The 24,508-nt window shown below is 58.3% G+C and carries 38 protein-coding genes; 13 read left to right on the forward strand and 25 right to left on the reverse strand.

Features of this window, described 5'->3' with window-relative positions:
- Window positions 1-104: 104 nt before the first annotated feature.
- Window positions 105-1,223, reverse strand: coding sequence for a porin (locus CAER_RS0124275; RefSeq protein ID WP_027237808.1), 1,119 nt, complete (start codon window positions 1,221-1,223; stop codon window positions 105-107).
- A gap of 640 nt (window positions 1,224-1,863) precedes the next feature.
- Here CAER_RS0124275 and CAER_RS0124280 point away from each other — a divergent pair.
- Window positions 1,864-2,109: a hypothetical protein gene (locus tag CAER_RS0124280; RefSeq protein ID WP_027237809.1), complete on the forward strand. Its 246-nt coding sequence runs from the start codon at window positions 1,864-1,866 to the stop codon at window positions 2,107-2,109.
- A gap of 325 nt (window positions 2,110-2,434) precedes the next feature.
- Here CAER_RS0124280 and CAER_RS0124285 read toward each other — a convergent pair whose 3' ends face one another.
- The 14 genes from CAER_RS0124285 to CAER_RS28440 all read right to left on the reverse strand — a co-directional run bounded on the left by CAER_RS0124285 (window position 2,435) and on the right by CAER_RS28440 (window position 10,315).
- The gene (locus CAER_RS0124285) at window positions 2,435-4,894 is read right to left on the reverse strand and encodes a VWA domain-containing protein (protein ID WP_027237810.1); all 2,460 of its coding nucleotides are present in this window, start codon (window positions 4,892-4,894) and stop codon (window positions 2,435-2,437) included.
- 204 nt (window positions 4,895-5,098) lie between these two features.
- Window positions 5,099-5,524 (reverse strand): hypothetical protein, encoded by a 426-nt coding sequence (locus tag CAER_RS0124290; protein ID WP_051357849.1) that lies wholly within the window; start codon window positions 5,522-5,524, stop codon window positions 5,099-5,101.
- 17 nt (window positions 5,525-5,541) lie between these two features.
- Window positions 5,542-5,844, reverse strand: coding sequence for a hypothetical protein (locus CAER_RS0124295; protein WP_027237812.1), 303 nt, complete (start codon window positions 5,842-5,844; stop codon window positions 5,542-5,544).
- Between the two features lie 10 nt (window positions 5,845-5,854).
- The gene (locus CAER_RS0124300; protein ID WP_027237813.1) at window positions 5,855-6,115 is read right to left on the reverse strand and encodes a hypothetical protein; all 261 of its coding nucleotides are present in this window, start codon (window positions 6,113-6,115) and stop codon (window positions 5,855-5,857) included.
- A gap of 519 nt (window positions 6,116-6,634) precedes the next feature.
- Window positions 6,635-6,829: a hypothetical protein gene (locus CAER_RS0124305; protein ID WP_027237814.1), complete on the reverse strand. Its 195-nt coding sequence runs from the start codon at window positions 6,827-6,829 to the stop codon at window positions 6,635-6,637.
- 149 nt (window positions 6,830-6,978) lie between these two features.
- Window positions 6,979-7,239: a hypothetical protein gene (locus tag CAER_RS0124315; RefSeq protein WP_027237815.1), complete on the reverse strand. Its 261-nt coding sequence runs from the start codon at window positions 7,237-7,239 to the stop codon at window positions 6,979-6,981.
- Between the two features lie 22 nt (window positions 7,240-7,261).
- Window positions 7,262-7,462 (reverse strand): hypothetical protein, encoded by a 201-nt coding sequence (locus CAER_RS0124320; protein ID WP_027237816.1) that lies wholly within the window; start codon window positions 7,460-7,462, stop codon window positions 7,262-7,264.
- 21 nt (window positions 7,463-7,483) lie between these two features.
- Window positions 7,484-7,882 (reverse strand): thermonuclease family protein, encoded by a 399-nt coding sequence (locus CAER_RS0124325; protein ID WP_245597406.1) that lies wholly within the window; start codon window positions 7,880-7,882, stop codon window positions 7,484-7,486.
- A 10-nt stretch (window positions 7,883-7,892) separates the two neighbouring features.
- Window positions 7,893-8,345 carry a hypothetical protein gene (locus CAER_RS30090; protein WP_161631105.1) on the reverse strand — a complete coding sequence of 151 codons (453 nt, stop codon included), beginning with the start codon at window positions 8,343-8,345 and terminating at the stop codon, window positions 7,893-7,895.
- Window positions 8,346-8,413: 68 nt separating this feature from the next.
- Window positions 8,414-8,584 (reverse strand): hypothetical protein, encoded by a 171-nt coding sequence (locus tag CAER_RS29905; RefSeq protein ID WP_154667830.1) that lies wholly within the window; start codon window positions 8,582-8,584, stop codon window positions 8,414-8,416.
- A 168-nt stretch (window positions 8,585-8,752) separates the two neighbouring features.
- Window positions 8,753-9,175, reverse strand: coding sequence for a hypothetical protein (locus CAER_RS0124335; protein ID WP_027237818.1), 423 nt, complete (start codon window positions 9,173-9,175; stop codon window positions 8,753-8,755).
- A gap of 25 nt (window positions 9,176-9,200) precedes the next feature.
- A complete protein-coding gene (locus tag CAER_RS0124340; RefSeq protein ID WP_154667831.1) occupies window positions 9,201-9,500 on the reverse strand; it encodes a hypothetical protein in 300 nt (99 codons plus the stop codon).
- Window positions 9,481-10,152, reverse strand: a complete 672-nt coding sequence (locus CAER_RS28435) for a recombinase family protein (RefSeq protein ID WP_245597407.1) — start codon at window positions 10,150-10,152, stop codon at window positions 9,481-9,483. Before CAER_RS28435 ends, CAER_RS0124340 begins: the two co-directional genes overlap by 20 nt.
- Window positions 10,133-10,315 (reverse strand): hypothetical protein, encoded by a 183-nt coding sequence (locus CAER_RS28440; protein WP_209320218.1) that lies wholly within the window; start codon window positions 10,313-10,315, stop codon window positions 10,133-10,135. The genes CAER_RS28435 and CAER_RS28440 overlap by 20 nt, the downstream gene beginning before the upstream one ends.
- Window positions 10,316-10,461: 146 nt before the next feature.
- On the opposite strand from CAER_RS28440, the gene CAER_RS0124355 reads away from it, so the two are divergent.
- From CAER_RS0124355 to CAER_RS28445, 12 genes are all read left to right on the forward strand, one after another.
- Window positions 10,462-10,668: a hypothetical protein gene (locus tag CAER_RS0124355; protein ID WP_027237820.1), complete on the forward strand. Its 207-nt coding sequence runs from the start codon at window positions 10,462-10,464 to the stop codon at window positions 10,666-10,668.
- Between the two features lie 23 nt (window positions 10,669-10,691).
- A complete protein-coding gene (locus CAER_RS0124360; protein WP_027237821.1) occupies window positions 10,692-10,892 on the forward strand; it encodes a hypothetical protein in 201 nt (66 codons plus the stop codon).
- 239 nt (window positions 10,893-11,131) lie between these two features.
- Window positions 11,132-11,350 (forward strand): hypothetical protein, encoded by a 219-nt coding sequence (locus CAER_RS0124370; RefSeq protein ID WP_027237823.1) that lies wholly within the window; start codon window positions 11,132-11,134, stop codon window positions 11,348-11,350.
- Between the two features lie 32 nt (window positions 11,351-11,382).
- Window positions 11,383-11,562 (forward strand): transcription initiation factor IIE subunit alpha family protein, encoded by a 180-nt coding sequence (locus tag CAER_RS0124375; protein WP_154667832.1) that lies wholly within the window; start codon window positions 11,383-11,385, stop codon window positions 11,560-11,562.
- Between the two features lie 24 nt (window positions 11,563-11,586).
- Complete coding sequence (locus tag CAER_RS0124380) at window positions 11,587-11,982, forward strand: hypothetical protein (protein WP_027237825.1); 396 nt, start codon at window positions 11,587-11,589, stop codon at window positions 11,980-11,982.
- A gap of 14 nt (window positions 11,983-11,996) precedes the next feature.
- Window positions 11,997-12,182: a hypothetical protein gene (locus tag CAER_RS0124385; protein WP_027237826.1), complete on the forward strand. Its 186-nt coding sequence runs from the start codon at window positions 11,997-11,999 to the stop codon at window positions 12,180-12,182.
- 27 nt (window positions 12,183-12,209) lie between these two features.
- Window positions 12,210-12,404 (forward strand): hypothetical protein, encoded by a 195-nt coding sequence (locus CAER_RS0124390; RefSeq protein WP_027237827.1) that lies wholly within the window; start codon window positions 12,210-12,212, stop codon window positions 12,402-12,404.
- A 23-nt stretch (window positions 12,405-12,427) separates the two neighbouring features.
- Window positions 12,428-12,739 carry a hypothetical protein gene (locus tag CAER_RS0124395; RefSeq protein ID WP_027237828.1) on the forward strand — a complete coding sequence of 104 codons (312 nt, stop codon included), beginning with the start codon at window positions 12,428-12,430 and terminating at the stop codon, window positions 12,737-12,739.
- 29 nt (window positions 12,740-12,768) lie between these two features.
- Window positions 12,769-12,936 (forward strand): hypothetical protein, encoded by a 168-nt coding sequence (locus CAER_RS29910; RefSeq protein ID WP_154667833.1) that lies wholly within the window; start codon window positions 12,769-12,771, stop codon window positions 12,934-12,936.
- Between the two features lie 138 nt (window positions 12,937-13,074).
- Window positions 13,075-13,344: a hypothetical protein gene (locus CAER_RS0124405; RefSeq protein WP_027237829.1), complete on the forward strand. Its 270-nt coding sequence runs from the start codon at window positions 13,075-13,077 to the stop codon at window positions 13,342-13,344.
- Window positions 13,345-13,362: 18 nt separating this feature from the next.
- The gene (locus CAER_RS0124410) at window positions 13,363-13,608 is read left to right on the forward strand and encodes a hypothetical protein (RefSeq protein WP_027237830.1); all 246 of its coding nucleotides are present in this window, start codon (window positions 13,363-13,365) and stop codon (window positions 13,606-13,608) included.
- A 90-nt stretch (window positions 13,609-13,698) separates the two neighbouring features.
- Window positions 13,699-14,124 carry a hypothetical protein gene (locus tag CAER_RS28445; RefSeq protein WP_036797577.1) on the forward strand — a complete coding sequence of 142 codons (426 nt, stop codon included), beginning with the start codon at window positions 13,699-13,701 and terminating at the stop codon, window positions 14,122-14,124.
- 349 nt (window positions 14,125-14,473) lie between these two features.
- On the opposite strand, the gene CAER_RS28980 is transcribed toward CAER_RS28445, so the two are convergent.
- The 10 genes from CAER_RS28980 to CAER_RS28985 form a co-directional block, all read right to left on the reverse strand.
- Window positions 14,474-14,797 carry a hypothetical protein gene (locus tag CAER_RS28980; RefSeq protein ID WP_051357851.1) on the reverse strand — a complete coding sequence of 108 codons (324 nt, stop codon included), beginning with the start codon at window positions 14,795-14,797 and terminating at the stop codon, window positions 14,474-14,476.
- A complete protein-coding gene (locus CAER_RS0124425; protein ID WP_027237831.1) occupies window positions 14,797-15,351 on the reverse strand; it encodes an N-acetylmuramoyl-L-alanine amidase in 555 nt (184 codons plus the stop codon). The genes CAER_RS28980 and CAER_RS0124425 overlap by 1 nt, the downstream gene beginning before the upstream one ends.
- A 16-nt stretch (window positions 15,352-15,367) precedes the next feature.
- Entirely contained in the window at window positions 15,368-15,493 is a 126-nt protein-coding gene (locus tag CAER_RS30675; protein WP_281172291.1) for a hypothetical protein, read from the reverse strand.
- Window positions 15,490-15,831 carry a hypothetical protein gene (locus tag CAER_RS28455; RefSeq protein WP_036797579.1) on the reverse strand — a complete coding sequence of 114 codons (342 nt, stop codon included), beginning with the start codon at window positions 15,829-15,831 and terminating at the stop codon, window positions 15,490-15,492. The genes CAER_RS30675 and CAER_RS28455 overlap by 4 nt, the downstream gene beginning before the upstream one ends.
- 48 nt (window positions 15,832-15,879) lie before the next feature.
- Entirely contained in the window at window positions 15,880-17,577 is a 1,698-nt protein-coding gene (locus CAER_RS28460) for a hypothetical protein (RefSeq protein WP_036797581.1), read from the reverse strand.
- A 100-nt stretch (window positions 17,578-17,677) separates the two neighbouring features.
- Window positions 17,678-19,816, reverse strand: coding sequence for a phage tail protein (locus CAER_RS0124445; protein ID WP_027237832.1), 2,139 nt, complete (start codon window positions 19,814-19,816; stop codon window positions 17,678-17,680).
- Window positions 19,806-20,231, reverse strand: coding sequence for a DUF6950 family protein (locus CAER_RS0124450; RefSeq protein ID WP_027237833.1), 426 nt, complete (start codon window positions 20,229-20,231; stop codon window positions 19,806-19,808). The genes CAER_RS0124445 and CAER_RS0124450 overlap by 11 nt, the downstream gene beginning before the upstream one ends.
- Window positions 20,228-20,701, reverse strand: coding sequence for a hypothetical protein (locus CAER_RS0124455; protein WP_245597408.1), 474 nt, complete (start codon window positions 20,699-20,701; stop codon window positions 20,228-20,230). Before CAER_RS0124455 ends, CAER_RS0124450 begins: the two co-directional genes overlap by 4 nt.
- A gap of 110 nt (window positions 20,702-20,811) precedes the next feature.
- Window positions 20,812-21,498 carry a hypothetical protein gene (locus tag CAER_RS0124460; protein ID WP_027237835.1) on the reverse strand — a complete coding sequence of 229 codons (687 nt, stop codon included), beginning with the start codon at window positions 21,496-21,498 and terminating at the stop codon, window positions 20,812-20,814.
- The gene (locus tag CAER_RS28985) at window positions 21,495-24,422 is read right to left on the reverse strand and encodes a glycoside hydrolase family 104 protein (RefSeq protein WP_161631107.1); all 2,928 of its coding nucleotides are present in this window, start codon (window positions 24,420-24,422) and stop codon (window positions 21,495-21,497) included. The genes CAER_RS0124460 and CAER_RS28985 overlap by 4 nt, the downstream gene beginning before the upstream one ends.
- Between the last annotated feature and the right edge of the window lie 86 nt (window positions 24,423-24,508).

Raw genomic sequence — 24,508 nt, forward strand, 5'->3', positions numbered from 1 at the left:
ATTGCCTCTTTCCTGCGCAATCCCGCGGATTTCCGGGGTGCCGCAACGAAAACACGCCCCGCTGCGGGGGCGTGTTCGCTGTTCTTAAACCGAAAAGGGGAGGATCAGAACTTCCAGCGGGCGCCGGCCAGGATCACATTGGCGTCCTGGTAGCTGGTGGCGCTGGTGTCGGCATAGGAATAATCGCGGTAGGCCAGGTATGTCTCGACGTTGTAGGCGTCGATCTTCTGAACCGCGGCCACGCCCCAGGACTCGGCGCTGTCGCCGGCGGTGACCATGTCAGAGCCGTCATAATAGTCGACCGAGAAGGAGGTCGACCCGGCCGCAATCAGGTCCGCCGAATAGCCCAGCTTGGCATAGGCATAGGTGCCCGCGATGTCGCGCTCGCCCGCGGCGAGGTTCAGCGACACGCCGGTGGCCTTGTGCAGAACCGCAAAGGAGCCGGAGATGTCGCGGGTGTCGGCCTTGCCGGTTTCCTCGGTCCAGGAGGCGCCGATGCCGGTGTCGATGGCAAAGCCTGCGGCGTCGTCATTGGCCCACCGCACCGCCACATCATAGCTTTCGCGGTCGTTGGCGTCCTTCAGGACATCGGTGCCCCAGGAGGTCGAGAAGGTGAACCCCGCCAGCTCCGGCGAGTCGTAGCGGACGCGGCCCAGGCGGCTGCCGTCGAAGTCACTGAAGACATCGCCGATTTCCACGGAGCTGAGTGCGCCGGCGCCGGTGCGGAAGGCATAGCCGCCTGCGGAGTCAGCCACCGCGTTCGAGGCGCCGAGGCCGGTGCCGGAGAAATCCGCGCCGGTGATGCCGTCGGTTGCCATCGAGCCCTGACCGGCCGAGAACCGGCCATAGCGCGCGGTGTCGAACTGGAAGTCGACGTGGCGGATATTGGTGCGGTCCCAGCTGATGTTGTCGCCGGTCGAAAGCTGGCTGACCCCGTCCGAGCCGCGGAGGCCAAAGGCGGTTTCAAAACGGAACCGCAGGGTGTTCACGCCATAGGCCTGTTCCAGCTCAAGGCCGATGCGCGAGTTTGACGCCTCGTTATCAACCAGCCGGTTAAAGTCCTCCTGCCCGTCGTCAAAGGACTGGTAGGCGGGGTTGAACTGCCCGTACCAGCGGAAGCTGCCGCCGGTGTCATTGGTATAAGTCGGGCCCGCAAAGGCCGGGGCTGCCAGGGCCGCTGCCAGCGACGCCGCGCCGGCACGTGCTGCAAATTTTGTGCTCATTGTTCTGAGTCTCCTGTTGCGCCGGCAGCGTGCTTCTCCATCCCTGAGGCCGCTGCCGCCGAGCTGGATATCATGCAGTTTTCGGGAGCTTCAGGGTTGAAAATCCAGACTGCCGCCAGGCAACCGAGGTAGGCGGAAATCCGCTCAGCAAGATCCCGCCCAGGCGATAAACCGCCTTCTTTCAAGGCGTTGAGTGAAGGGCATCACATTAAACCGGGCGCTTGCGTCAGAGGTGCCATGCAACCCGCGCAACCCTGCGCCGGCGCGCAGAACCCTTTTCATTCGTGCACAATCAGAAAACCCGGCGGGTGCAAAAACCAACCCAGAGCCCAGGTCGTCACAGCAGGCTGATTTCAGCGCCGCCTAAACGTCCGGCGCGCGCCCAGACCCCGACTGCAACCAAAATTGCGGCCTTGAAACGGACAAGGCGCCTTGCCGGCATAGGTTTCTTTGTTCTCAAAGGGATTGAATGGTGCGGGTGAAGGGACTTGAACCCCCACGCCTTGCGGCGCCAGAACCTAAATCTAGCGAACAATCAATGATTTCAACACACTTAGCCTAAAAGTTTATTAGGACATTGCCAGAACGAAACGAGAAAGCGTAAAATGGAACAGACCAAGTACAAACCTCACCCATTCGTATGCGTGCCAAAGACTATCCGCTGCCCCTAGTCGAAATAGCCTGCGATTACTGCGGGCGGCATGGCAAATACAGAAAGAGCAGGTTCACCGATCTGGTTGGCGAAAACACAGAACTGCCGCAAGCGCTCTCAATTGTCGCCACCGACTGCTCAGAGGATCAAGTTACCCCTGACAACATGCGCGGGCGCTGCCGCCCCTATTATGCACAGAACTGGTGGGGCGCCGCCAGAAAAGAACCAAGCTGACCGCGCCTTCCTATTTAGACTCAACCAACTTCGGGCCCTGGAGAAGTCCCGCCGCGGCCACATCAGCGCGCGCGGCGACAACCAGTGGCCGGAACGAAAGTTCGAATACTCCAGCCCCAGTGTGACCCCGAATTACTACAGCCAGGCTTTCGCACACAGCACTGAATTGCCGTCTGTCCTTAGCATCAATTCCCCTGCTCCCCTTTGTTAGGTAAACCCCTAAGCCGTTCCGTAGATACCAACATGGCCCTTGGAGAGGTTACCTGAGAGGGACGGTCTGCAAAAGGACGGCCAACTGCAAGCCGCCCGCCCTGATGTCCGGGTATCATAGAATGAAGTCGTTGGCGAAGAACTGGCCCGGTTTGCTGTCTTCGATCAGCAGCTGGTCGCCCCCGCCAAAATCAATAAGGGTGTCGCCGCTATCGAGGCTCATCATCTTCTTGAGGGCGCGGAACGAACCAATTTCGAAGTCGCTCAGATCGATTTTTTCCGTTTTGCCTTTGCGCTGAAAGTCCGAAATGGTGTCACGATCGCTGTTTTCTTTGAACACAAACCTGTCAGCGCCCTTGCCGCCAAACAACATGTCGTCCCCGCGGCCGCCAAACAGAGTATCTTTGCCCAAGCCGCCTTCGAGCCGGTCGTCCCCGCCCAGGCCGTTCAGCCGGTTGCCGCGGCTGTCGCCAACAAGCAAATCACCATAACTGCTGCCGGTCAGATGCTCGATCCCGGTGTATGTATCCCCTGCGGCAGCGCCCAGGTTGGCTGATTTTCCGGTCAGGTTGGCGGCCACGCCGGTTTCCGACCTGGCATAGCTGGCCGTATCTTGTCCATCACCGCCGTCCAGAACGTCGGCTCCGTTCCCGCCGTTCAGGGTGTCATTGCCCTTGCCGCCGAACAGCTTATCGTTGCCGTTGCCGCCGTGCAGCACGTCGCCGCTGTCTTTGCCGGGAAGATGTTCGAGCGTCTGGCTAGTGGAAATGACTGTATTGGTCCCGTCATTGGCGACTGCGCGCACTTCGATCACGTCATCAGCGGATCTTTTCAATCCGGACAGTTCCAGTTCGAAATAACGCAGGCCAAAGGGCGTGACGGTCAGATTTTCCGGGCTGAGCGTTGCCACATTTGTACCGTTCAGGAACACATCAAGCGACTTGAGATCTGTAGCTTCGATACCAGGATCCAGTAGCTCATCCGAGAGGGCGGACGGGTCTAGAACGATGGTGGTGGAGTCGTTGTTGCTGCCGTCGTCGACGATGTCGAGATCGGCTTCGCTGGCGTCGCTGCCCACCCCGAAGCTCTGGATCTGCACCCCCAGATCCTTCAGCTGCTGGACTTCATCCGTAAGTGAGCCACCCTCGTTGTTGTCGCCATCCGAGAGGAAATACAGAACCTTTTGCCCGTCGCTCGAATTGCTGAAATGGCTGATGCTGTTTTGCAGAGCACTTTCAAAGTCTGTGCCCCCATAATCGCGCAGCCCGCGCACGTAGTCCAGAACATCGGCGACACCGTTGCCGTTCAGATCTTCTGTGGCGGAGAAGGTTTGCGATAGTGAAGGTTCAGATGCGAACGGCACGATTGTGATGTCTGCGTCCGGCAGGTTGGCATCATTGACGATCGAGGTGTGCAGAGCTTCGAAAGATGCGATTTCCGCGTCCAGAATGGTGTTGCTATAACCATCGCCATTGCGGTCACCCACATTAACTGATCCAGAAAACTCGTACCCTGTGCTGCCAGAGATGTCGATTGCAAAGACAAGGTCGACATTGTTGGAAATGACTTCCTCACGCGAGATGAAGCCGGAGATCTTTGTCTTGGCGCCTTTGCCCGCGTCGTCCATTGACAGGCTGATGGCAATTTCGCTGTTATCGCTTAGGGTTTCGGTAGCTGTGCTTGTGACCGAGGTGACCGAGCCATCACCATAAAGGATGTCCTCTCCGTCGCCCCCCAGCATGGTATCCTGGCCAAAGTTTCCGCGCAGGCTGTCGTCGCCCGCGCCGCCTATCAGTAGGTCATCCCCCTTTAGGCCGCGGATCTGGTCGTCGCCGCTGGCACCAGACAACTGGTTGTCTGAGCTGTCGCCCTCAAGATTGAGGTCCCGGCTGGGCAAATCCCAGTTGACGATCGAATTGATTTGCTCTGCTGACAAACCCTCAAGTGAACCAAGCGGCAGGTTCTCAAGCTCGGACAGTGTTGACGAAACGTCGCCGGAACTGCCCCCTTGCGAGGCGAAGGTCAGGAACGATGCGGTTTCCCCCGGCGCCAGCGTAATTGTGAATTGATAGGTCAGGTCATCATAGGAAAGCGACAGTTCGCCGACGTTGTTTCCAGCGTCATTGGTGAACAGAACGCCAGCGGGTGTGGCTGTGCCGGTGCTGTCATAGGTAGTGACCCAGTTGTCTTCCGAAGTCACCGCGCTGTCGCCGCTTGCCGTATCGCTGGTAATAGACCCATCGCTGCCAAAATCCGTCCGCAGATCATAGGTAAAGGTCTTGGTCGTGTCGGTCGCATTGGTGACGCTGTCCAGAAAACGGGCGTAGCCGTCAGTCTGGGAGACGTAGATTTGACGCTGGGTGTAAAAGCCTCTGTAGTTCACACTGCCTACGGTCGAGAAGGTTTGGCTGTTCTCAGCGATCAGATAGTAGGAACTTTCCAGTTGGGTAAAATCCACGCCGGTGTCAAAAGCGTCGTTGGTGCCGTCATAAATGGCGCCATCGCTTCGAATGTCCCAGATGAAACCATCTCCATCCGTGACGGAATGTGTGGCGCTAACAAAATTGTTAACCATAATCTTCTCCTAGAAAAATGGACCGCAGAATCCTCTCAAAGCATCCTATGCAACGATGACGGAAGTATTTCCAGAAATTTCTCCTTTCCAGAGGCTTTGATGCTGTAACCGCCCACCTTGGCACGTCGATGCCGTCGGGGGGGCGGTTACAGCATCAAAGTCCAGTCACACCCCTCTCCTTCTTCAAACAGCTATAGACGCAGGCTACGGCCAGCCTAAGGCCTGCTGTTGCTCCCAAAATCCCACTATTCGTTTCAGAAGGTCATCGACTGAAATCTCGCTTCCGTCCTCTTTGACAATTACTAGAGGTCGAGCGAATCCGCTACTGAACCCTGACGAAAAACCAGGCTGAGTACGAGTCTTGATCTTCGGATTCGCGTGCTTTACGCCGTTAGAAATTTTTCTTGCGATTTCAAAAAAATCTGCCAAATCACCATTTTGAGGATAGCGCTTATCAAACCTATCACGAGTGAATTTATTACCAGTGGCCCATTCGTAAAGATGATAGCTAACGATGATCGCGCAGACTGCCGCCCGAATGTCTGAGTTTTTTTTCAGAAAATCTTCATACTGGGGCGCGACCACATCGGTAAAAAGGTTATCAGCTGAGCCCACGAAGAACACGGCCATACCAATCCGCTCCTTTCTCAGACGTCGCATTTTTTGCGCTCGAACTCAGCAAAGTCGCGCATGCTCGGAAAGCCCATACGGGCGCGGTAGGAGTGCATCGCCTCTACATCTTGACTGGTCGCACTCCGGGCTGGCGCGTCATACATGCCATCGCTTTCCTCGGGGTCGTCGCTCATATCGAGGTGCCACAGGTCTTCGGTTCGCGTGTCGCGAATAATTTCCGCAGTGGGTGTCGCGACCACTGTGACGAACGGGCTGCGCATATAGCTCCCAGAGGCCGGGTCGATTCCGGCTTGCCGCAACAATTCGAAGAGTTTCAAAGCCTTGCTCCTATTCCTCATCTTCGTATTCAGCGCCCCAATTCGAGACCCCGTGAGCGATCTGCACCAGCAAACCAAGGACGACGGCACCCAGAATGTACGTCAAGCCCATGTTGATTGCCTCTCCGGTGGTGTCTGCTGCCAGGTAACGGCGCGCAGCAAACTGGGGATCTGACACCGTCATCGCAAGGTAAATGCCGAAGCCAGCCTTGTAGCAACCAAGCGCCAAAATGGCGTAGCTCAGTAGGGAACCAAGCCCTCTAAAGAACATCGTCCTCGCTCCTTTTCTGGACGGCTTTAGTTGAAGTGCTCATAGCCCTGAATACAGCCAAAACCAAATGAACAAGGAAAACCCTGGGAGCCCAAGGGTGGCTGCCAAGCCCATGTAGTGAGCTGATTGGCTACCACCGGCAGTAAACGCGGGAAGGTTGCTGGATGCTTCAGCTTTATCTCCAACGGACGGCGCTCTCCCCTGCTCAGCAGCCCATGACGCCTTTAGGCTTATCATTGAGCGCACGGAAGCCAGAACTGAGATTAGGGTGATGCCTGACAAAAGCATTCCCAACCAACAAACGGCCTCTTGCATTGTAGCAAGCCGTTCCATGCCCTTAGGCTCGAAGCCTGCACTTAGAGAAAGTGAGTAAGAGGCAAACAGAAACGGCTGTGAAACAGTAAGCCAGTTTATTCTGCTTCCGATAAGAGTGTCTTCGTGGACGATGTAATCCCGATACACGCGGTAGAGCTCCAACTCGCTCTTACTAGCACACATTCTACAACTCCCTGGATGGATTTATTTCAGATGGATAACGACTTGCACGGCAATGGCCATCAAACCGAATAATCCGAAAATCAACAGCCCGAAAACCCAATCACGACCGTCGGCAATTTTTTGAAACCAACACAACAAGCGCATCCAGCCGATCGACCAAATCGCCAGAATGCCCAGGGGGATCGCCAGATACAAAGCTATCACAAGAATGCCCACGCCCTACTCCTTTCTGGGACTACGAGATCCTTTGGATGGCGTCGAACAACACTTTCCAGCCACCGAAGGCCAAACCGGCACCAAACACCAGTGCCAATAAGAAAATCCACTTACCCATTTTCCTTCTCCTTTGATGGACTCAAATTTTACTACCCTTCCAACCCCAAGAGGGCGCGGATCTCAGGCGAAAACACTGAGGAAGCTGCCCCGGCGAGAAAATAAAGTAACTCCCGCCCCCTAGCCCAGGCTGCCTTCTTCAACCTTTCCCAACGTTGCTCTGGTGTCTCTGGAACCGCGCGGGCGACGAAGCCTTCAAACAATAGTTTCCGCACGAGGTTAACAAGGACCAGCAATGCCACCCCCAAAACCATAGAAAAAACCATCTGCTGCAAGTGAGGCAAGTCCTGCATCGCGCTATTCTCCCTTTCCAGATTACGCCGCCAGGGGCGCCAGCCCCCGCAACGCTTTGGCCATATCGAGGTAGCCGGTATAGCTATACTCGGCGTGCATCTGCTCATACCATGCCGCCCAGGGCTCCCGCCGATCTTCGGGAAAGACATCGAACCATGAACCTTTTCGAACGCTAACCTGGCCATCAGCCAGCCGCTCAACCTTAATCTTGCTGGCGATCATCGCCCTCGCTCCTTTTTTAACTCAGCGGCAGTACCGCGCCCGCCGCAACCTCGATTTCGCGGCAGGTGTTTCAAGGCGCTGATACCGCCCGCCCGAGTACCGCTGACAATCCAGCGCGTAACCGGCAGCAATGACGGCGGCGCCAATATCAACCCCGTCCGCATAGCAAACACCGACGTGCCGGTCATATGTCCGCTCACCATTCAAGCGGCACTCAACCGATTTGCCCGCGAGGTAATTGACCATCCAGCGACGGGCGTCCTTACCAGCACCGGTATCCAGTTCTGGAGCGTCCACCCCCTGCAAGCGAACCGGCGTACCGCTCACCACTATCGTGTCAGCATCGCGCACCTTCACCCCGCCCGCCCAAAGGGGCGGAGCAAGCACCGCGAATGCCAGCATGAACAATGAGAGCCGCACCCCTTGCTCCTTAGTTGGACTTGAAGCGGGCGAGATACGCCCACGCTTCGTCAAGTTGATCATCATCAAGGCGCAGCGCGGCCAAAGCCTCAATCAGCGCGCGCACCTCATTCGTCAGCCGCTTCGGCGGCTTGGGGCATTGGCAGTCGGCATGGTCGCCACCGACGACGCGGCTCCAACAACCAGGCACAAGAAATCGCCCGCCCGGAACGTCATCAGCCTTGTGCCACCTGCAAACCTGCACCGCCTGCGCTCCTATCTGGCTTCCGAAAACGCCGACCACGCGGCCAAAACGCCAGCACCGGCTGCGAACCACCAGAGGCCCGCGTCCTGGCCGCTCCACGCCGCCGAGAATAGGGCGCCCGATAGCCCGAAAATCATGTGTGATGGCCGGATCATCGCCTCGCTCCTTTACTGGACCAGAACAGCGCCAGAGGCGCTGGTGAACAGTGCTATGCTGCACACTCGGCAATCCCGCAGGGTGAGCTTCTGCCGCAAGTTTCTCAGCTCCTCAGGCATCGTCCTTACTCCTTACTTGGACTTGCTCTTGCCGATGGCCCAAGCCACGACATCGCCTGGCGCAACGCGACGAATTCGCCCCTTCTGATCGACCATCAGCCACCCGGCGCCATAGACAAAAGCATCATCGCGCGCGGCGTCCAGGTCACGGTCGATATCGTCAAGATCCTTGGTCACGCTCATGCCTTGCTCCTATCTGACTTCCGAAAACGCCGACCACGCGGCCAAAACGCCAGCACCGGCTGCGAACCACCAGAGGCCCGCGTCCTGGCCACTCCACGCCGCCGAGAATAGGGCGCCCGATAGCCCGAAAATCATGTGTGATGGCCGGATCATCGCCTCGCTCCTTTGTCAGACAACGCTGTCGATAGAATCTTTCACCGCATTAGAACCAAGGACGAAGGCCCCGATTGCCGCGAGAAACACAAGCATCGAAATCAAATGAACTGCGACCTTGAAGATGTTGGCAAGTCTTTCCCGCTTCCCACTTATGATTGCCTCTATTTGGAGCATTGTCGCAAGATGCGTCAGGTAGGAAAAACTTGAAGACAAAACAGAAATGACAACGCCCCAGGCAAAGAACATCAACGCGTCGGTAATGCCTGGAGGAAGCGCCCCCCTCGCCCAAAGGGAAGACACAAACCCAAGGACAGCGACCGCCGCGCCACCATTCATTAGAAGCGCCCCCTTAATCGCACTGGCGGAGGCCTCGATAGCTTTATCACTGAAGGATTGAAATTCAGCCCGCCTAAACTTTAGTTCTTCATCAGTCACTTAATATCGCCCTCCTTTGTTGGACTTAGGTCAGTTTCATCACCAACTGCGAACGCAACTTAGCGCGATGCCACCAACCCTTCCCTTTCTGCTTCGCGTCAATCTTCACATAGCCTTCGATGCATACCTCAATCTCCTTCTTGGAGTACCCAGGCTCCAAGCCGGATGACTTTCGGATCTCAATTTCGGCGAAAATCTCTTCAAATTCAGACTTTAACTGAGCCAAGTCATCGTCTGAGTATCCACTTAAGCTGGCTGCCACTTTCGCATGATCACCGCGACCTAACGGCATACATTTCTCCTTTTTATGGTTGTTCACCGTCATCGACGGTTTCTATCTCGCCCGCGTCCCACCGCTTCTGAAAGGCATAATACGCGGCCCGGCTCAGCTTGACCTCTGATAGCGGTTTGACCGCATCAAAGACTTCCTGCCCGCGCTTGCCGGTGCGCAACATCATATCAGCGACCTCGACCCGCGCGGGGGTCATGGCAATCGGGCGTCCAGGCTTCTCGCCCCGCGCCTTGGCCCTTTCGACCCCTGCTCTGGTGCGTTCAATGATCAGATTGCGCTCCAGCTCAGCGACCGCGCCCATGATTTGCACCATAGCCTTGCCCATCGGGGTGGTCATATCCACACGCTCTGTCAGGCTGAAGAACTTCAAACCGCGCTGCTCGAACAAGTTCAGAACACTAATGACGCCTTCCAGCGTTCGGCCCAGCCGGTCAAGCTTCCAGACGACGAACTCTGTACCAGGGTGCTGCGCGAACCTCAGCGCGCGGATAAAGTTTGGGCGGCTTAGACTGCCGCCGCTGGCCCGATCCACGAAGATCAACTCTTCCGGTACGCCATAATCCTTGAGCGCCTGGATCTGCATGTCCGGGTTTTGGTCGGCGGTCGAGACGCGGGCGTACCCGATTTTCCGAACCGGCCGCTTTTCGGTTTCGGGATCTGCTTTCTTACTGCTTTTCGCCATCATCGCCGCCGGTTTGGACAGGATTTTGAGACTCAGCCTCGCGCCTTTCCAATTCGTTGTCTACCGCCTCACGGATGAATGCGGCGCGCTGGTTCGGCCCCGCGATCTTTTCGATGCGGTCCAGCGCCTCTTGCGTCAGGCGCACGACAGTTGGCTTCACGTTCATTGGCGGACGTCCCATCCGTCCGGCGGTATCCGATATCGGAAAGTCTGTCAAAAGTTTCAGCTCCTTCACGAGTAAGCGATATCGCTTATTGACTTAGTAACCGATATCGCTTATTCAGTCAACAACACAGGAAACCGGAGGCCGATATGCCTTTTGAAGAAGACATCGCAGACGAACTTGAGAGTTTGGCCCGCTATTCAATGCGGCGCTGCCAAGACTTCGATGCGGGAAAGATCAACGAAGACGAGCTGCCATTCATTGACGGCGACAAGTGCGAGACGCTCAGAAGAGCAGCCGAAGAACTGAGGGCGTTGCGGAGCAAAGTCCAAAAAGCTCAAGCCGCCCTGTCCTAATCCAGAAACCGCCGGAGACTGCAATGAGCGCCAAGTGGACCCTCTGCGAAAAGAAAAAGCCGGACGATGAGCGACAAGTGCTACTGGCACGCCCTGACAAATCTGAAGTCGAAGCCGGTCATTGGTTCGAACCGGAACAGGCTTGGGTTCTGGCAGGGACGCACATTCAAGTCTGGCCGACCTTTTGGCGCGACATGCCCAAAAGCCCGATGAACCACGAGTAATCCAGCTACCCCCCCGAGGTGAAAAATGCAGCTTGAGAGTGATCAGACATACGTCACGCGGGACGGCAAACGGACAGTTTCCGTCCGGTACGACCCGGAGAGCATCGGGGATAATCACCCCTTCGTCTCATCGTGTGGCTACCAGCGCTATACGCCTGATGGGAAGCTGTTCGCAGACAGCGAATGCGACGGCGATCTCGTGTCGCTGAAATCCTAATCCAGAAACCGCCGGAGGCACCATGACGCCAATTCAAACGCTTTTCGCGCACACTCGCGCGGCACACCGAACCGCGCTCAACAGCGCGGAGACCATGATGACCGCTGTTGCCGATCACGATGATGAATACGTAGGCAGCACCGTTTCAGAACTGGAAGGGGCCGCAGCGAAGATGGAACTCAGCGCCCGCACACTCCGCGCGCAGATCGCAGTGTTTCGCCACGCTACCGAGAAATCCTAAAACCGCCGGAGGCCGATATGCCAAGCCACACCATGACCCGATACAGCAACGGCGGAGGCGGATACGCCGAGTTCGAATGCGGGTTCTGCCAAGTGGATTATGACCTGTTCGACTTCGATTACATCGAGGCCAGCCGGGCCAGCAACCAAGGTGAAACCTTCAAGTGCCCAAACTGCGGCAAGACGGCCGCCATCAAAGACGAAACTCCTTAATCCAGAAACCGCCCGGAGGCCAATATGGCAGATTGCAAGCACTGGGATGGCGATACCGTGAACGGCTACTGGCTGTGTGCTAAGTGCTTCGCCAAGCTCGAAGATCGCCCGCGCCGGTACTACATGCTAGGCGTTGAGGACGGCGATGTGCCGCCGCGCCAGGAAGTGACCTATGCCCCGGTTGCGGAGGCAGACGGCACAACCCTCTCTCAATTTGTCAACGCGATGGCCTTGCGCCTGATTTCCCGCACCGGTGGCGGGTTCAACAAAACTGACGCCCTTGAATATGCCATCGAAATTCTGCGGACCTTTGGTGAGCCATTCGGATCGGATGATCTGGACTGGAGCGGCGCCGGAGCGTGGGAGCTGGTAGACGAAGACTTGCAACATTGGGACGCCGACGAAGCCGCGTCCAACTAACCCCGGAGGTGCCAATGCAGATCAAAACGACAGTGCAGATGGAAAACCAGCTTGCCGCCCAGCACCTTGCTGGGCACCTGCGAGATAGCGCGCCCTACCCGAATGCTGTGGCGACCATTTCCAGGGTCATAATCACCTACAGCTACAGGGATGCAGGCGCCGTGGGCGAAAGCATCGCCGAATTCCTGATCAACCGCTAATCCAGAAACCGCCGCCCGGAGGCAGCCATGCCGACATACAGTGTCACAGTACGAAGGCAGATCGCGCACACCTGCCTAGTCGAAGCGGAGAACGCTACCGAAGCCAAGCGGATCGCTCGCGAAGAACGCGACAAATGCGAGTGGATTGGATTCGAAGAAATCTATGACGGCTCAGGACCAAAACCCACCGTCATGGCCTGCGCAAAAGACAGTGACGACTAATCCAGAAACCGCCGGGAGGCCGCATGACTTACCTCGCCCCGCTCGCAAACCCCGACAACAGATGTGACGACTGCACCCTGTATCGTGGGGATTGGTGTTGCACCATCAACTGCAGCAACGCCGAACTGAAAGCCTTTCAGCCATTCGGCGAAGCTGAAACCGTCGAGTTGCGCGTTTGCGAAGACGGAAAGGCCAGATGGCATGTTGCCACCCGCGATGGCTGGCAGGTGACCGGAGCCGGTGACGGGGCAACGCTAATGATGAAGGCCTCACATTACGCAGTCGGCACAAAGCTCAGCCTGCGAGAGCCGATCACCTCAGCAGATCAAGCCTAATCCAGAAACCGCCGATCACAGGAGACACCATGAAACAGCTCACCTCAAAGCAAGCGAACACCCTGATGGCCTTCATCGAATGCTACGACCTCTACGGCCCCGGCTGGCCTCCCATCGCAGAAGGCATGCGCAATGAATTCGGCGTTGAAGACCCGGAAGAGGATCTGGAAGACGCCCGCGGCGCACTGGCATCCTGAGTTCCAACGGCCGAAACCGCTCGATGCGTTCAGCCCTTCGGGGTGCGGGCGTCCCATTAGGGGCAGACAGGCGGCACACGTTTACCTGTGTCGCTGAGTAGGCCACCCAACAATCTTAAACCGCCGCCAGGAGGCACCATGAGTAACCATCCGCCACATACGGTTCTGGAACTGAGCCGGGAGGAAACCCAGTGGCTGTTCTCCCTCCTGTCCAAGGCTGAGAAATCAGCAGACGAGGCGTTCGAAGAGGTTGTCAGCATGTCCTCAAAAGACCCACGGGCGCGCCATCGCGTGATGCTCCAAATGGCCGCGAATATTGATCAGGCCATTTCAGACAGCCTGCTGTCCCGTTTGGAAAAGCAAGACCCCAATCTGGAACGCGGGCAGCCCATCCTTAACAAGTCCTGAAACCGCCCGGAGGACGATATGACAGCGCCCCGCTTCAATGACCGGATCATTACGGATGGACTTCCTGAGGGTTGGTTCATTGAAGACAGGATCTGCCAGAACCATGCCCTCCTGTGTCGAAAGTCGGATTTCGCAATTGGCGGCATGATCTGCATCTGCACCCGCCCACGCGCTATGCGGACTGAGGACTGGCTTCTGACGGCCCAAATTATCGCACACGGTTTTGAGGCGGAAAACGAACGCCGCCTCGATCAATCCAGCTAACCCCGGAAACACGAAGGATAGACGGCACCACGCTTCAACCACCTATGATTGCACTTTACTTTTTGTGAACAATTTGAGAGACGTGTTGATATGTTCAAACAGTTTTTTATTTTTTTATTCGCTCTGACAACTCAGGCCGCCGCAGACGCCCATGTGGTCAATTCAGACCGCGGCGGAAGCCTAGCCGAGCGCATTACAGAAATCAGCCACCTCCAGGCCGCCGGAGATACTGTGCAGATACGCGGCCGGGTTTGCTACTCCACATGCACGATGTATCTCGGCCTGCCGGGTGCCTGCGTTGACCCCAAAACCATATTCGGATTTCACGGCCCTTCGCGCAGCGGCCGCCCCTTGACGAAGAAGCAATTCGACTATTTCAGCCGGGTGATGGCCCGCCATTACCCGGCTGAAATAGCAGAGTGGTTTTTAACTACCGGACGTCACAAAATCCGAGGCGTGTACAAAATCAAAGGCGCAGACCTGATCCAACAGGGTTTGGCGATTGCGTGCGTCTGATGAGAAAGTTCTATCTGGCAATCGGGAAGGCGGCGTGGGCGTGGGAGCGTTATCAAGCGCGAAGCGGTTGGTGGCTTCTGCCAGCGATGGCGGCCGCAGCAGTTCTCTGGACTTGGGTTATTTGGAAAATAGTCCAGTTTGCCGCGAATTGTCTTTTGGGGTGGCCTGTCTAGAAAATACGCCCCTCACGCCGTTGTAGCTTTCGACTGCAACGGCTTTTTCACGTCCGCATCGGATCAGGGCGCCACCGACACGCCCAAGACTAATTTCATCGTCCGCGACCGTCCCGCCGCGGCTGAGAAGCGCGGAAGGGTGCGGACAAGGCTCCTCAACAGAAGGCGGTAGAGGCTCAAGGCGCAACGCGCCAGCGCCGCTCCAGCCGAGACAGCCCGGCAGCACCGATACCAGGGCGAGCATTATCAGGATCCGCGCGGGCGGCTTCTTCCAGCTCCGGCGACAGTTCGTCTTGTGCATTTCGATACCTTTCCAACTCGGCAGCTTGTTCCGACAGCCGGTCGGCCAGGCGGAACAGCTCCGCCTGGCGCTTCTCCTTTTCGACCCGGGCCCGATCGACCGCCGCAGCCTCGCCGGTGCGGTAGCCATTCGACCAGGCAAGCCATGCCCCCAGCGCAAGCACAGCCGCGCCACTCAGCGCCCAGGACAGGCGCGCCATCACAGAAACGCGTCCTGCGTTGCAATCAGAATGGCTCTGGCCAGCGCCTGCATCTCATGCGGCTCATCAGTGGCCTGCTGACCCTTGGGCGAGGACCCAAAGAAAGGCTCGATCAAGGCGGCCGGCGCACGCCCTGCAATCAGGCTGGCGGCGCCCCGGCCGGTCCGAACAACCTTCCGCCCCCGGTTTTTCAGGCCAAGTGCGGCGAGCATCCGGGTTTGCAGCGCCTCGCAGTAGCGCAGGGAAGCAGCGGAGCCGCTGGAAAGGGTTTCCGTGCCGGTGGCCTGCGGATTGTGGTGACTGTTGAAATGCAGCTCACAGGTGGCGTCTGCGCCCCAGTCATCGGTTTCACGATAGACACGCCGGATCTCATCGCCGTAGGTGCCACCACGCGCCCGGAAAAAGGTTCGGACGTCAATTCCCGGAAACCTCTTGGCCTCCGCGAGGATCATCTTAGCGAGACGGCTGTTCCAGGCAAATTCCGTTTCGCCAGTATCAGGACGCACAGCGCCCTGCGCCCGGGCGTTGTGCCCGACCACGATTGCAAGTTTCATGATGTTTTCCCTTAGTTTAGCCGATGACCTTCGGCAGAATTACCAGCAGGACAAGGAAGCAAACCCCGCCGACGCGGAGGGTGTGCCAGAAGTCAGCGCAGGGGTCCTGCTTGTCGCGGCGGATCTTGGGGAGGTGCTTCATTTTTCGGCCTCCCCAAGCTGACCAGTCTCCCCGGACTGAGCCAAAGACCGTTCAATGAAGGTGACGGCCAGCAATCCCACAAGGAACGCACAGGAACAGAGCGTGCCAAGAGCCGCGGCCATGCCCTCTGGCAGCTCACCTATCCAAGGTCGCAACAGAATAGGGGCCAGCACCCCAACACCAAATGCAGTAGTGGTTCCGATGAAGGTAACCCGCAGCCCCTCGCGCCAGGTCGTCTTGAGGGCCGCGGACCGCACCGCGCCCCCCATAGCTCCGAAGATGGCCAGGAGCGCGCCGCGCTCATTGAAGACTTCGGCGAACAGATTGAAGTTGTTCATGGCTTTATTTCACCACTTCAGATCAAAAAAAGGGCACATGGCGGACGGTCAGACGGGTGTAATAAGCGAGCCGTCCAGTTGCGACTTCCAGCTTGCGGACGGGGCCGCTCCAGTTGCCCGGTATTCCGCGTTTGTGGATGCCGAGAAAACCGGCTTCCCGTAGTATTTCCCGGTTGTGTTGATGGGGTTGTTGGCGTCTGCAAGGTTCGCCGCGTTGGTTTGCACAAACGTGACCACCCGCTGCCAGGACCCGCTCTGACGCAAGAAGCACCCCGCGCCACCGTCACCCTCGCCGATACCGCCAGGATTCCAGCCCACCCCGTCTGCATAGGACATAACTCCATCCAAGATATCCGGCGGGTTGCTTGCAGGGATCAGCCGCAAGCCCTCATAAATCTTCAACGGGCTGAAAGCTTTGGAATCGGGAGTGCCGTGAAACAGATCCATCTGGTTCGACAGATCAATATCGCCAATGCTCGGACGCTCGAACGTCCAGTTGTCCAGGCCAGCGCTGTTCTTCAGCACTCGGAAAGCATATGCTCTGGTGCCCGCCTCCGCCTCGCAGGCGATGTGCATGATACGGGTTCCGACCATACCGCCGCCGAGGTCCATCACGATAACGCCGTCTTCCAGATTCCCGGTGATGTTTTCGAACGTGCTGTCATAGACATTGGGAAGCCTTGGGGAAACCACGCTAGACGGGGTTCTGGTTTTTCCAGAAGTTACCCCCGTAATCGTATCTGTGGCATTGAAATCCCCGGTTGCCGATCCAATGTACAGGACGTTTTGGGCCTCCGGCCAACCCAAAACCGTACCAGAGGCCCCGGTTACCGCCTGAGTCACCGTCTCCCCCAGCGTGAAATTCTGCGGGTTCGTCACACCCAGAGCAAAATCCACATCCGTGGTCAGCGCGATCTGCGCTTCACCAGCAACCCCGCCGTTCAGGGTCATGTTCTCGACCATGGCCCGGGCGAAAGAGAAACCTCCATCCACACCGCCGGAAAAATGGAACTGGATCGTATGCCGAAGGTTCACACCGGAACAATTCTGCCACATGAAACGCTCCGCGTAAGCGTTCTCGTTCTCGATCAGGACGCCCACGCCGCGGCTGGTCAAAAGGCTGGGGTCGCCGCGCACCTCATGACCGAAGAAACGAACATTCCTTGTGTCTTTGATGTGGAATCCGATGTTGTTATCGGAATGGAGGTGCGTTGTGCCGCCGTTGATGTAGACGTATTTCAGCACGCCCAGGGACTTGTCGTTCTGCTGGATCAGGATCTTGGCGCTGTTTTTGGTGTTCGTCCGGACACTGCCCTCAAGATCCAGGGTTTTGCTGCGCGTCAGATCGTCGACAACAATGGTGACGGTATCGGAAAGGGTCCATTCAGACCCACGCGGCGCACGGAAGGTTTCCCAATCCCCGTCAGCAAACTGCTGAAGGTAAGGCAGCATGTCGCCGGAACTCCAACCGAAAAACCGGGGATCGTAGACATCGCTGCGAACATACCATTTCTTGCCGGTGCCGCCGGTGTAATCCAGATGGGCATCGCTGGCGCCGCCAGGCGCCCGCTCATACACCGCCCCGTTTTCAATGCAGCGCAGCAGCCCGCCGACCGGAACCATCGTCTCGTCAACAGCCGCAAGATCTGCAAAAGTTTCCACTTTCGGGCCGCCGTTCAGCTCCATCCAGTCCCGCAGCTCAGCCGGTGAGGGCTGATGAATGTCCGAGGGCGGATTGCCGAACATGATATCTGTGGGGCTTTTTGGTGACATATGGGTACTCCAAATGAGCCGGGCCAAGCGCCGGCTGAAATCGTTTCTGGTTCTGGGTTGGGTTTCCCGGGCGCTACGGGCCGGGTTCGTTAATCGTGATCGTCTGCGGGCCAGAGCGCGGGCCGGGAAGCTCACTGCTGTTGATAGGCTCAGCCCAATAGTAAAAGGTCGCATATCCGGGCGCCGGATCGGTGTAGCTGTCACCGCTGCTGGAGATGCCGTATTCCGTGTGGATCAACGCTGCGTTTTCAAAGATGCCATCCCAGCCGCGGTAGATCCGGGTGCCGAAATAGTGGGAGTCATTCGGCGCAGTGAAGGAAATGACCGCATCGCCAGCGGCTTCCGACACGCTGAAAGCACTGAGCCCGCCCGGCGGCACAGTGTCGGCAACAGCGCTTAGAACAACGGGCGTTTCCGGCCCCCAATCTGAGGCGCCCGCTCCTGCCGTCCTGTTCCTGACTTGCGCTTCATAATCCTGGCCATCCGCAAGCCCGCCGACACGCAGCCTGTCAGCGCTTTCGGATGTTTGCTGGGTCAGCCAGTAGCTGTCACCAACAGGCCGGTAGCGAAGCTCCTGCGTATACGCACTGTCCTGCGGATCCCAAACGAACAGGGCCGACCCATTATCTTGAGGCGCCCCGCTGAGGTTTTCAGGAACCGGGATGCTGCTGTCGCTGACCACGGTGCCGTATTTCGGGCGCTTCGGCTCCTCTGCGGTAGCGTCAAAGTCGAAATCTTCGGGCCTGACGCTGTTTGCGGTAAGGTTGAATGTACCACTTCCTTCGCGCTCCAGTTCGCCGATTTCAAAGTATTCATCCAGGCCTATCTCATCGTTTTGCACCCGGATGAACCTGTGGGCCCGACCGCCCTCCCGGCCGCCAAGGATTTCATACCCCATCATCCCGATTGTACCGCTGAGCCGATACTTCGCACGCTTTGTCTTGGCGATGCGCTTATTCAGACGCGACGCCTGGTTGTGGCTGTGGACCATGTAAAGCTGCGGTTCTTCCCGAACGGGCTTAGCGGCATCACTTTCAACCCAGGTGCCGCTTGGCGTCTCCCGCCAGGCATTCAGCGGCTCAACATAGACAGCAGAAACCTCGTCCGGCGCATCGTCTCCCCATTGGCCTTCTGACAGCTCCAGAGCAAAGAAATCGTCCTGGGTGAGGGTCAGTTCCGGCTCGATCCAGCGGCCAACCGTGAACCCGACCTTGCCGTCCGTGCGCTCATAAATAAACGCATCGCAGGCAGCCGCCAATTGCGCGCGCTGGTCCTCGTAGGGCTGTTCGTCAGAGATAGTTCCGTTCAACGTCCAGAGCGGCTGCGCCTCCCCTTCAGCATTCAAAATCAGCGGATCGCAGGCGTCGGCCTCATCGGCCACCTCATCCCAATCCACGTCGCGCCCAAGGACATTCACCACCCAATCTGCCAGCACCAAAGCCGCATTGTTGGTGTAGCCCTCAACACCTGTGCGCGGGTCATAGAGGTCTTTTTTGCCGTCGAATACCGGCGCATAGGCCCATTGCCTGCCATTCGGGTAGATCTTGGTAAAGCTCTCCTGCGGCGGGCGTTTTGCCCACAACACCGCACCGGCAAGCCCCTTGAAATTATGCGCCTCAGTGATCTCTGTGAAGGCTGCATCAAGGCCCGGGTCGACCAACTGCTCCGCCGCGCCGGTAAAAGCGTTGATCCTGCCGTACCCAGCTATGGGGTCCGTTCCGATATTGCTCAGCGCGGGGTCAGCCTCCGCCGTCAAAGCCACGGCGCGCTCATCAAGCCAATGCTCGACAATACCTTCAATCTGGTGGGCGGCAAGTATCGGGACGTAATAGCGCCTGCCGTCCGCGAAACCGGTGAAGCCCAGCGGCCCACCCTTGCGCGCCCGGCCATAGACGTGTTCCGCATACGCTACCGGCTGTGCGAAATTCACCATCCGGGCGCCCGGGGGCGGCAGCGACGGCTTCGGAGCGAGCGCGCCCGCCAGAGCGGACAACCCCACGGCGACAACGGTCTTGACGATAAAGCCGCCAATTGCGGTCGCCGCAAATGCTGCGCCGGCACTCACCCCCGCCACGAAGGCTGCAGATGCTCCAGCCGCAGCCGCACCGCCAAGCGCACCAACGATAAAGCCGCCGACCGCCGCGGCCTCGGCAGGTTCCGGGGTCAATGCGGTTGTGCCGAGAAAGGCCGCAATCAGAAACTTACGCCTCATAACCAACGCTCCAAATTGCCAGCACTCTCAGCACCGCCTGAGGCTTTAGCGTGGTCGTGCCATTTTGACCCTTGCAACCCCAAGCGCTGCCAAGCCAGACCGCGCCGCAGGAGGACACGCGCCCATCGGCTTCCGGCACAACGATGACGGCAATATCCCCTTTGCGCGGCTCCTGGACCCGTTCAAGGCCGCCGATTGTGGCAAGACAGCCCTCAACCGCCGCGACCGGATCGCGCAGGAAACCAGTTTCACGCTGGCAGCTTCCCCGGCTGTCATAGGTGCCTCGGATGTGAGCCGCAGGATCGGCCCCGCGCACGCGCTCAATCCAATCCGCCAGAACCAGCATGCAATCAGTCTCGCCCCAGATGAACGGCAGCGCCATCCATCGGTGAAGTTCTCGATAAAGAGGTGTCATCCGAACAGCTTTTCTTCTTCAAAATCGTCAGTTGGCATGAATTCGAGGGACGGGTTTTCCTCGCCGATCAGCTTCGCGTGGCCTTCAGTGTTCAGGATGATCCGGCGGGAAGCCCGGCGGTTTTCGCTCCAAGCCTCGAAGGTCACAGAAATAGACCGGTCCTGTGCGCCGCTTTCTCTGAACACCAGCGTCCGCATAGTGCGCTGCAACCACTGGACCGGAGCGACGGCGGGCGCATAAAACTCCGACTGCGAATTGATCGGCTGGATATAAAAGGTGATTGGCCGCCCCTTGATGTATTGCAGCCCCAGTTCTTTTACCTGTGCGATCAGGTTATCTGCGTCCGGATCCTGGAAAAAGCTAAGCGTCAGGCTGCCTTCTGGCGCCTGCCCGTCCAGCGCACTCGCGAGGCTCGAAACGCTGGCAAGCTGGGTGCCGAACCACTTGTCGCCGTTGATATCAGTGAACACGCCATCCGTGCCTATTATGAACCGCGCCGGGCCGTCCGGCGTGTCGATCAGGCAAAGGTCAAGAGCCCCCAGAACATCGTCCTGAGGCCTGTACCCGGCAGGGAAAAAGCTCATCTCTGGATGTACTCCTGCAGGATCAGCTTGGGGCGCGCGATCCCATCCTTCTGGTAGGCCAGCCGCCCGGTTTCATCGGATGAAACTTCGAACAATCCTGTTCCCAGGAGCTTCACCGTTTCTCCAGCACCGATCTCCCGCCGCTGCATTTGGACTCCCAGCCGAAGGATGGATCCGCCCTCATCGGCCACGGACAAAACTGCAAAGGGCCAATCGCCAAAGCTCATGATTTGACCCGGATTAGGCCGGTAATCCGGAGAGGTTACCTCGACAAAGAGCGTCTCATCGCCAGGCTTGGCAATTTGAGCAACAACCAGCCGGGGCTCGAAGGCAAAGCCCAGTCCATTTGAAAAGTGAGCCCCGCCAGAAAACGGAATACCCTTCTCAGAATACTCTACCCAAGCGGGCATTCGGCGCAGGTTGGAGACGTGAGGGTCAACCATCGGCACCCGGTATATTCCGGCCCGGCCCTGAGCTTGCCACCGAATTGCCCGCCAAAGCCCAAGGCGCTCTTTTGGAATACGGAATTCCGGCGTGCCCACCCAACGGGGGAATGCGTTGAAAACCGTGGCTGATGCACCGGACGTCGTTACACCGAGAGACTGGCTGCGCCAGTCAATATCCCAATTCACTTCTAAAAGCCTGACCAGTTCCAGAGGAAAGGTCACGATCGGGCGCCTCATGATGACCCCCCTCTCTTTTGCAGTTTTGCAACATGTGCGCTGAAGTTCTTGTTGTTCTGGCCGATACCGGCGCGTGAGATCTCCAGAGAGTGGCCTGCAGCCTGCTGCAGGATTTCCGCTTTCAGTTCCGGTGAAAGCTCAAGCTGAATGACCGATACACCGGCTTCTTCGGCCGCGCTGCTGGCCCCGCTCACAGGGGGATCAACGCGGGCCGCAGCTGAACTCACAAAACCTGAGTACGCCCCCGAATAAGCCCCGCTTCCCTCCAGAATGCCACCAGCAGCATAGCGCGGCACACGCTTCTGCCGGATGGCTTCCATGAACTCGACACCGTAATAATCGACTGCATCACCAGGCTGGATGAACTCGCCTGCAGCGCCCCAGAAGAGAATATTATCTTGGCGCTTGTGACCTCTGCCCTGCATCCGGCCAGCAGCTCTTCCGCCAGCTTGCAGATCACCGCCAGCGGCATAGGCCCCGACCAGCTGACCGCCGGAAGCTTGCCCCAGCAGGCCGCCGAAAAGATCGAGAAACGCACCGCCTTCAGATGCACCTGCCTGCGATGCACCGCCGCCTAGCCCGCTCAGCGCTCCAATCAGTCCGCCGCCGCCGCCACTACCGCCGTTCAGAACATCATTCAGGAGCCCCCCGAGCTTTTCCCAAACCGGGTCCAAGGCAGCCTCCCAAAGCTTTTCGATCATGTGATCAATGATCGTATCCAAGAAACCGGCCCAGCCCTTTCCGCCTTCGCGCAGCTCATCAAAGGCCGATTTCACAACGCTCGTGGATTCCTCCAGGTCGCGCTTCTGCTGATCCGACAACCCAGAGGATTCGCGCTCTTTTTTTGTCCTGGCCGCGATGGCATCGGCTTGCCGGTTGATCACGTCAATCAACAGCTCGCCCGTGTCGGCCCGCTGCTTTTCCACATCGATGCCGGCAGCTTTGGCTTGGGTCAAAGCCTCATGGATATAGGTCAACCTGGCCTGCTCTGAAGCCGACTTGCCGACCAGCATGGCCTCCAGCTCCAGCTGGGCCAGCTGCTCATCGCCCGCGGCAATCAGATCCTTCAGCGCCCGCGCCTGATCCTCCTGGATCCGCACACGCTGCTCTGCCGCCGCCTCATTGGCCTTTTGCACCCCGGGATCCAGTCGGGAGATCGACTGCGACCCCAAACCGGCTTGGATGGTTGACCACGGCGTGCCAGCAAACTTGAAGCCCTCCCATTCATTATAGAACCCTTCGCGCCCCTGCGGCATCCGGCGGCGCACCAGCTCCATGCCCAGCCGGTCCTGCATGCTCTTGTCAAACAGCTCATCGCCGGAAAGGCCGAGATCCTTGATCAGATCCTTCAGGGTGGTGCTGACGATCTGATAGCGCCCGGCCGCTGAGGAGTTGAAGGTGTTATCCGGGTGCTGAAGCATTTGCTTTTGCAGCTCCAGGATCTCCTTCAGGGTCATATTGATCAGGTTGACCGGGCCATCGGTAAAGGCGCCATAGCCAAGGGTTTCATTATACCCCCTGCCCTTGTCAGTCCCTTCAACAAAGGCCACCAGGTCAAGAATGCCCTTCTGCGCGGCCTCCAGCTCCGATCGCTGGTAGGACCCGCGATCAGTGCCCGGCAACCCCTTGCCTTGACGGCGCGAAAGCGCTTCATGCGCGCGCTCCATGCGCTCCAGCTCATCGGCCGCGGTCTTGGCATCGTCGCCGATTTGACCAGCGAAGGTCTGCCCCGGCTGCTCTTGCGCTACGCTCCAAGTGCCTTCCAGCGCGGATTTCAGGTTTTCGATCTCGATTTCACCTTTGGCCAGCGCTTCGACAAGCCCCAGCAAGCCGTCTTCCCCGGTTTCACGCAAACGCTTGCCCGCCGCCGCCGCGCTCAACATGGCGGTGCGCAGCTGGTCATAAGCCCGCCGGATCTCGTCCTCCGTCTGGGCTTCCCCGATCGCTGCAAGCTCTTCCCCAAACAGGCCGATATCGCCAGCAATGGCGCGCATCCGATCACGCACGCTGTCAAGGTCCACATCGACAACGCCCTCCAGAGCATCATCGAACAGACCGATGATAGACGTTACTTCTTGACCAGCGCCCGCAACTGCATTCAGAGTTTCCGCAATTTCGGAAATTGGCCGACTGCCGTCCCGAAGATCTCCCAACGCCTCCAAGACGTCACCGAAGACCGGGCCGACATTGACAAAACCTCCAGTGATAACATCTAAGTCCGGACTATCGCCTAGAGCCCCAGAGCGAACCCAATTCTCCATCGCAGCTTCAAAGATTTCATCTATTGCACCCGTGATGTGGTCGCCATTGAACAGGCCCTCACCCTGAGCTACGCCCAGCAACTCCAGCTGTGCCTTCTGGCTTGCTTCCAGTGCCGTTTGAACAGCAACACGGCCCTGCCGGACCATCTCCGCTGTGGTGGCTGTCACCTTGCCGGAAAGAGCGTCCTGGTCTTCGGCAGCTTGGCGGGACGCCTCTGCATACTGCCGGAGCGCTTCGGCTGCGTCCGAAGATGCGCTATCGGCGCCCTTCAGCGCATCAGCAGCCGTATCGATATCAAGGCCAAGCGCGGCGATGGACGCGGCGGTGACGGCCAGGCTGAGCGGGCCGCCCATCAAGCCAGTGATTGCCCGGGCGGCAACCCCGAGGCGGGCCAGTGGCCCAAGAGCCCGCGTGGCCGAGGTGCCCACACCAGACACGGCGCCGGCCAATTCGACATAGGCCGCTCGCATTGCAATACCGCGCGCGATCGCCAGCTTGATGCCGCGGCCGACCAGAACGACGACAAGCCCCTGGGCGACACGCTGCACGATTTCATCAACTTCCGCGAAGTTTTCTTGCAGGTAGCGCAGCGCGGCTGTGAAACGCTCCACAGAGGCCTCTGCGACATCCAGCCCCCCGTTTGAGGTGGCTTCCAGCTGCAAGGCCTCCCAAGCCGCCGACAGCTCCTTCAGCGCGCCCTCCAGGCCCTCCAGGCGAACTTCTGCCTGGTCCTGGGCTGACACCTGGG

This window comes from Leisingera caerulea DSM 24564 (assembly GCF_000473325.1).
Taxonomy (GTDB): domain Bacteria; phylum Pseudomonadota; class Alphaproteobacteria; order Rhodobacterales; family Rhodobacteraceae; genus Leisingera; species Leisingera caerulea.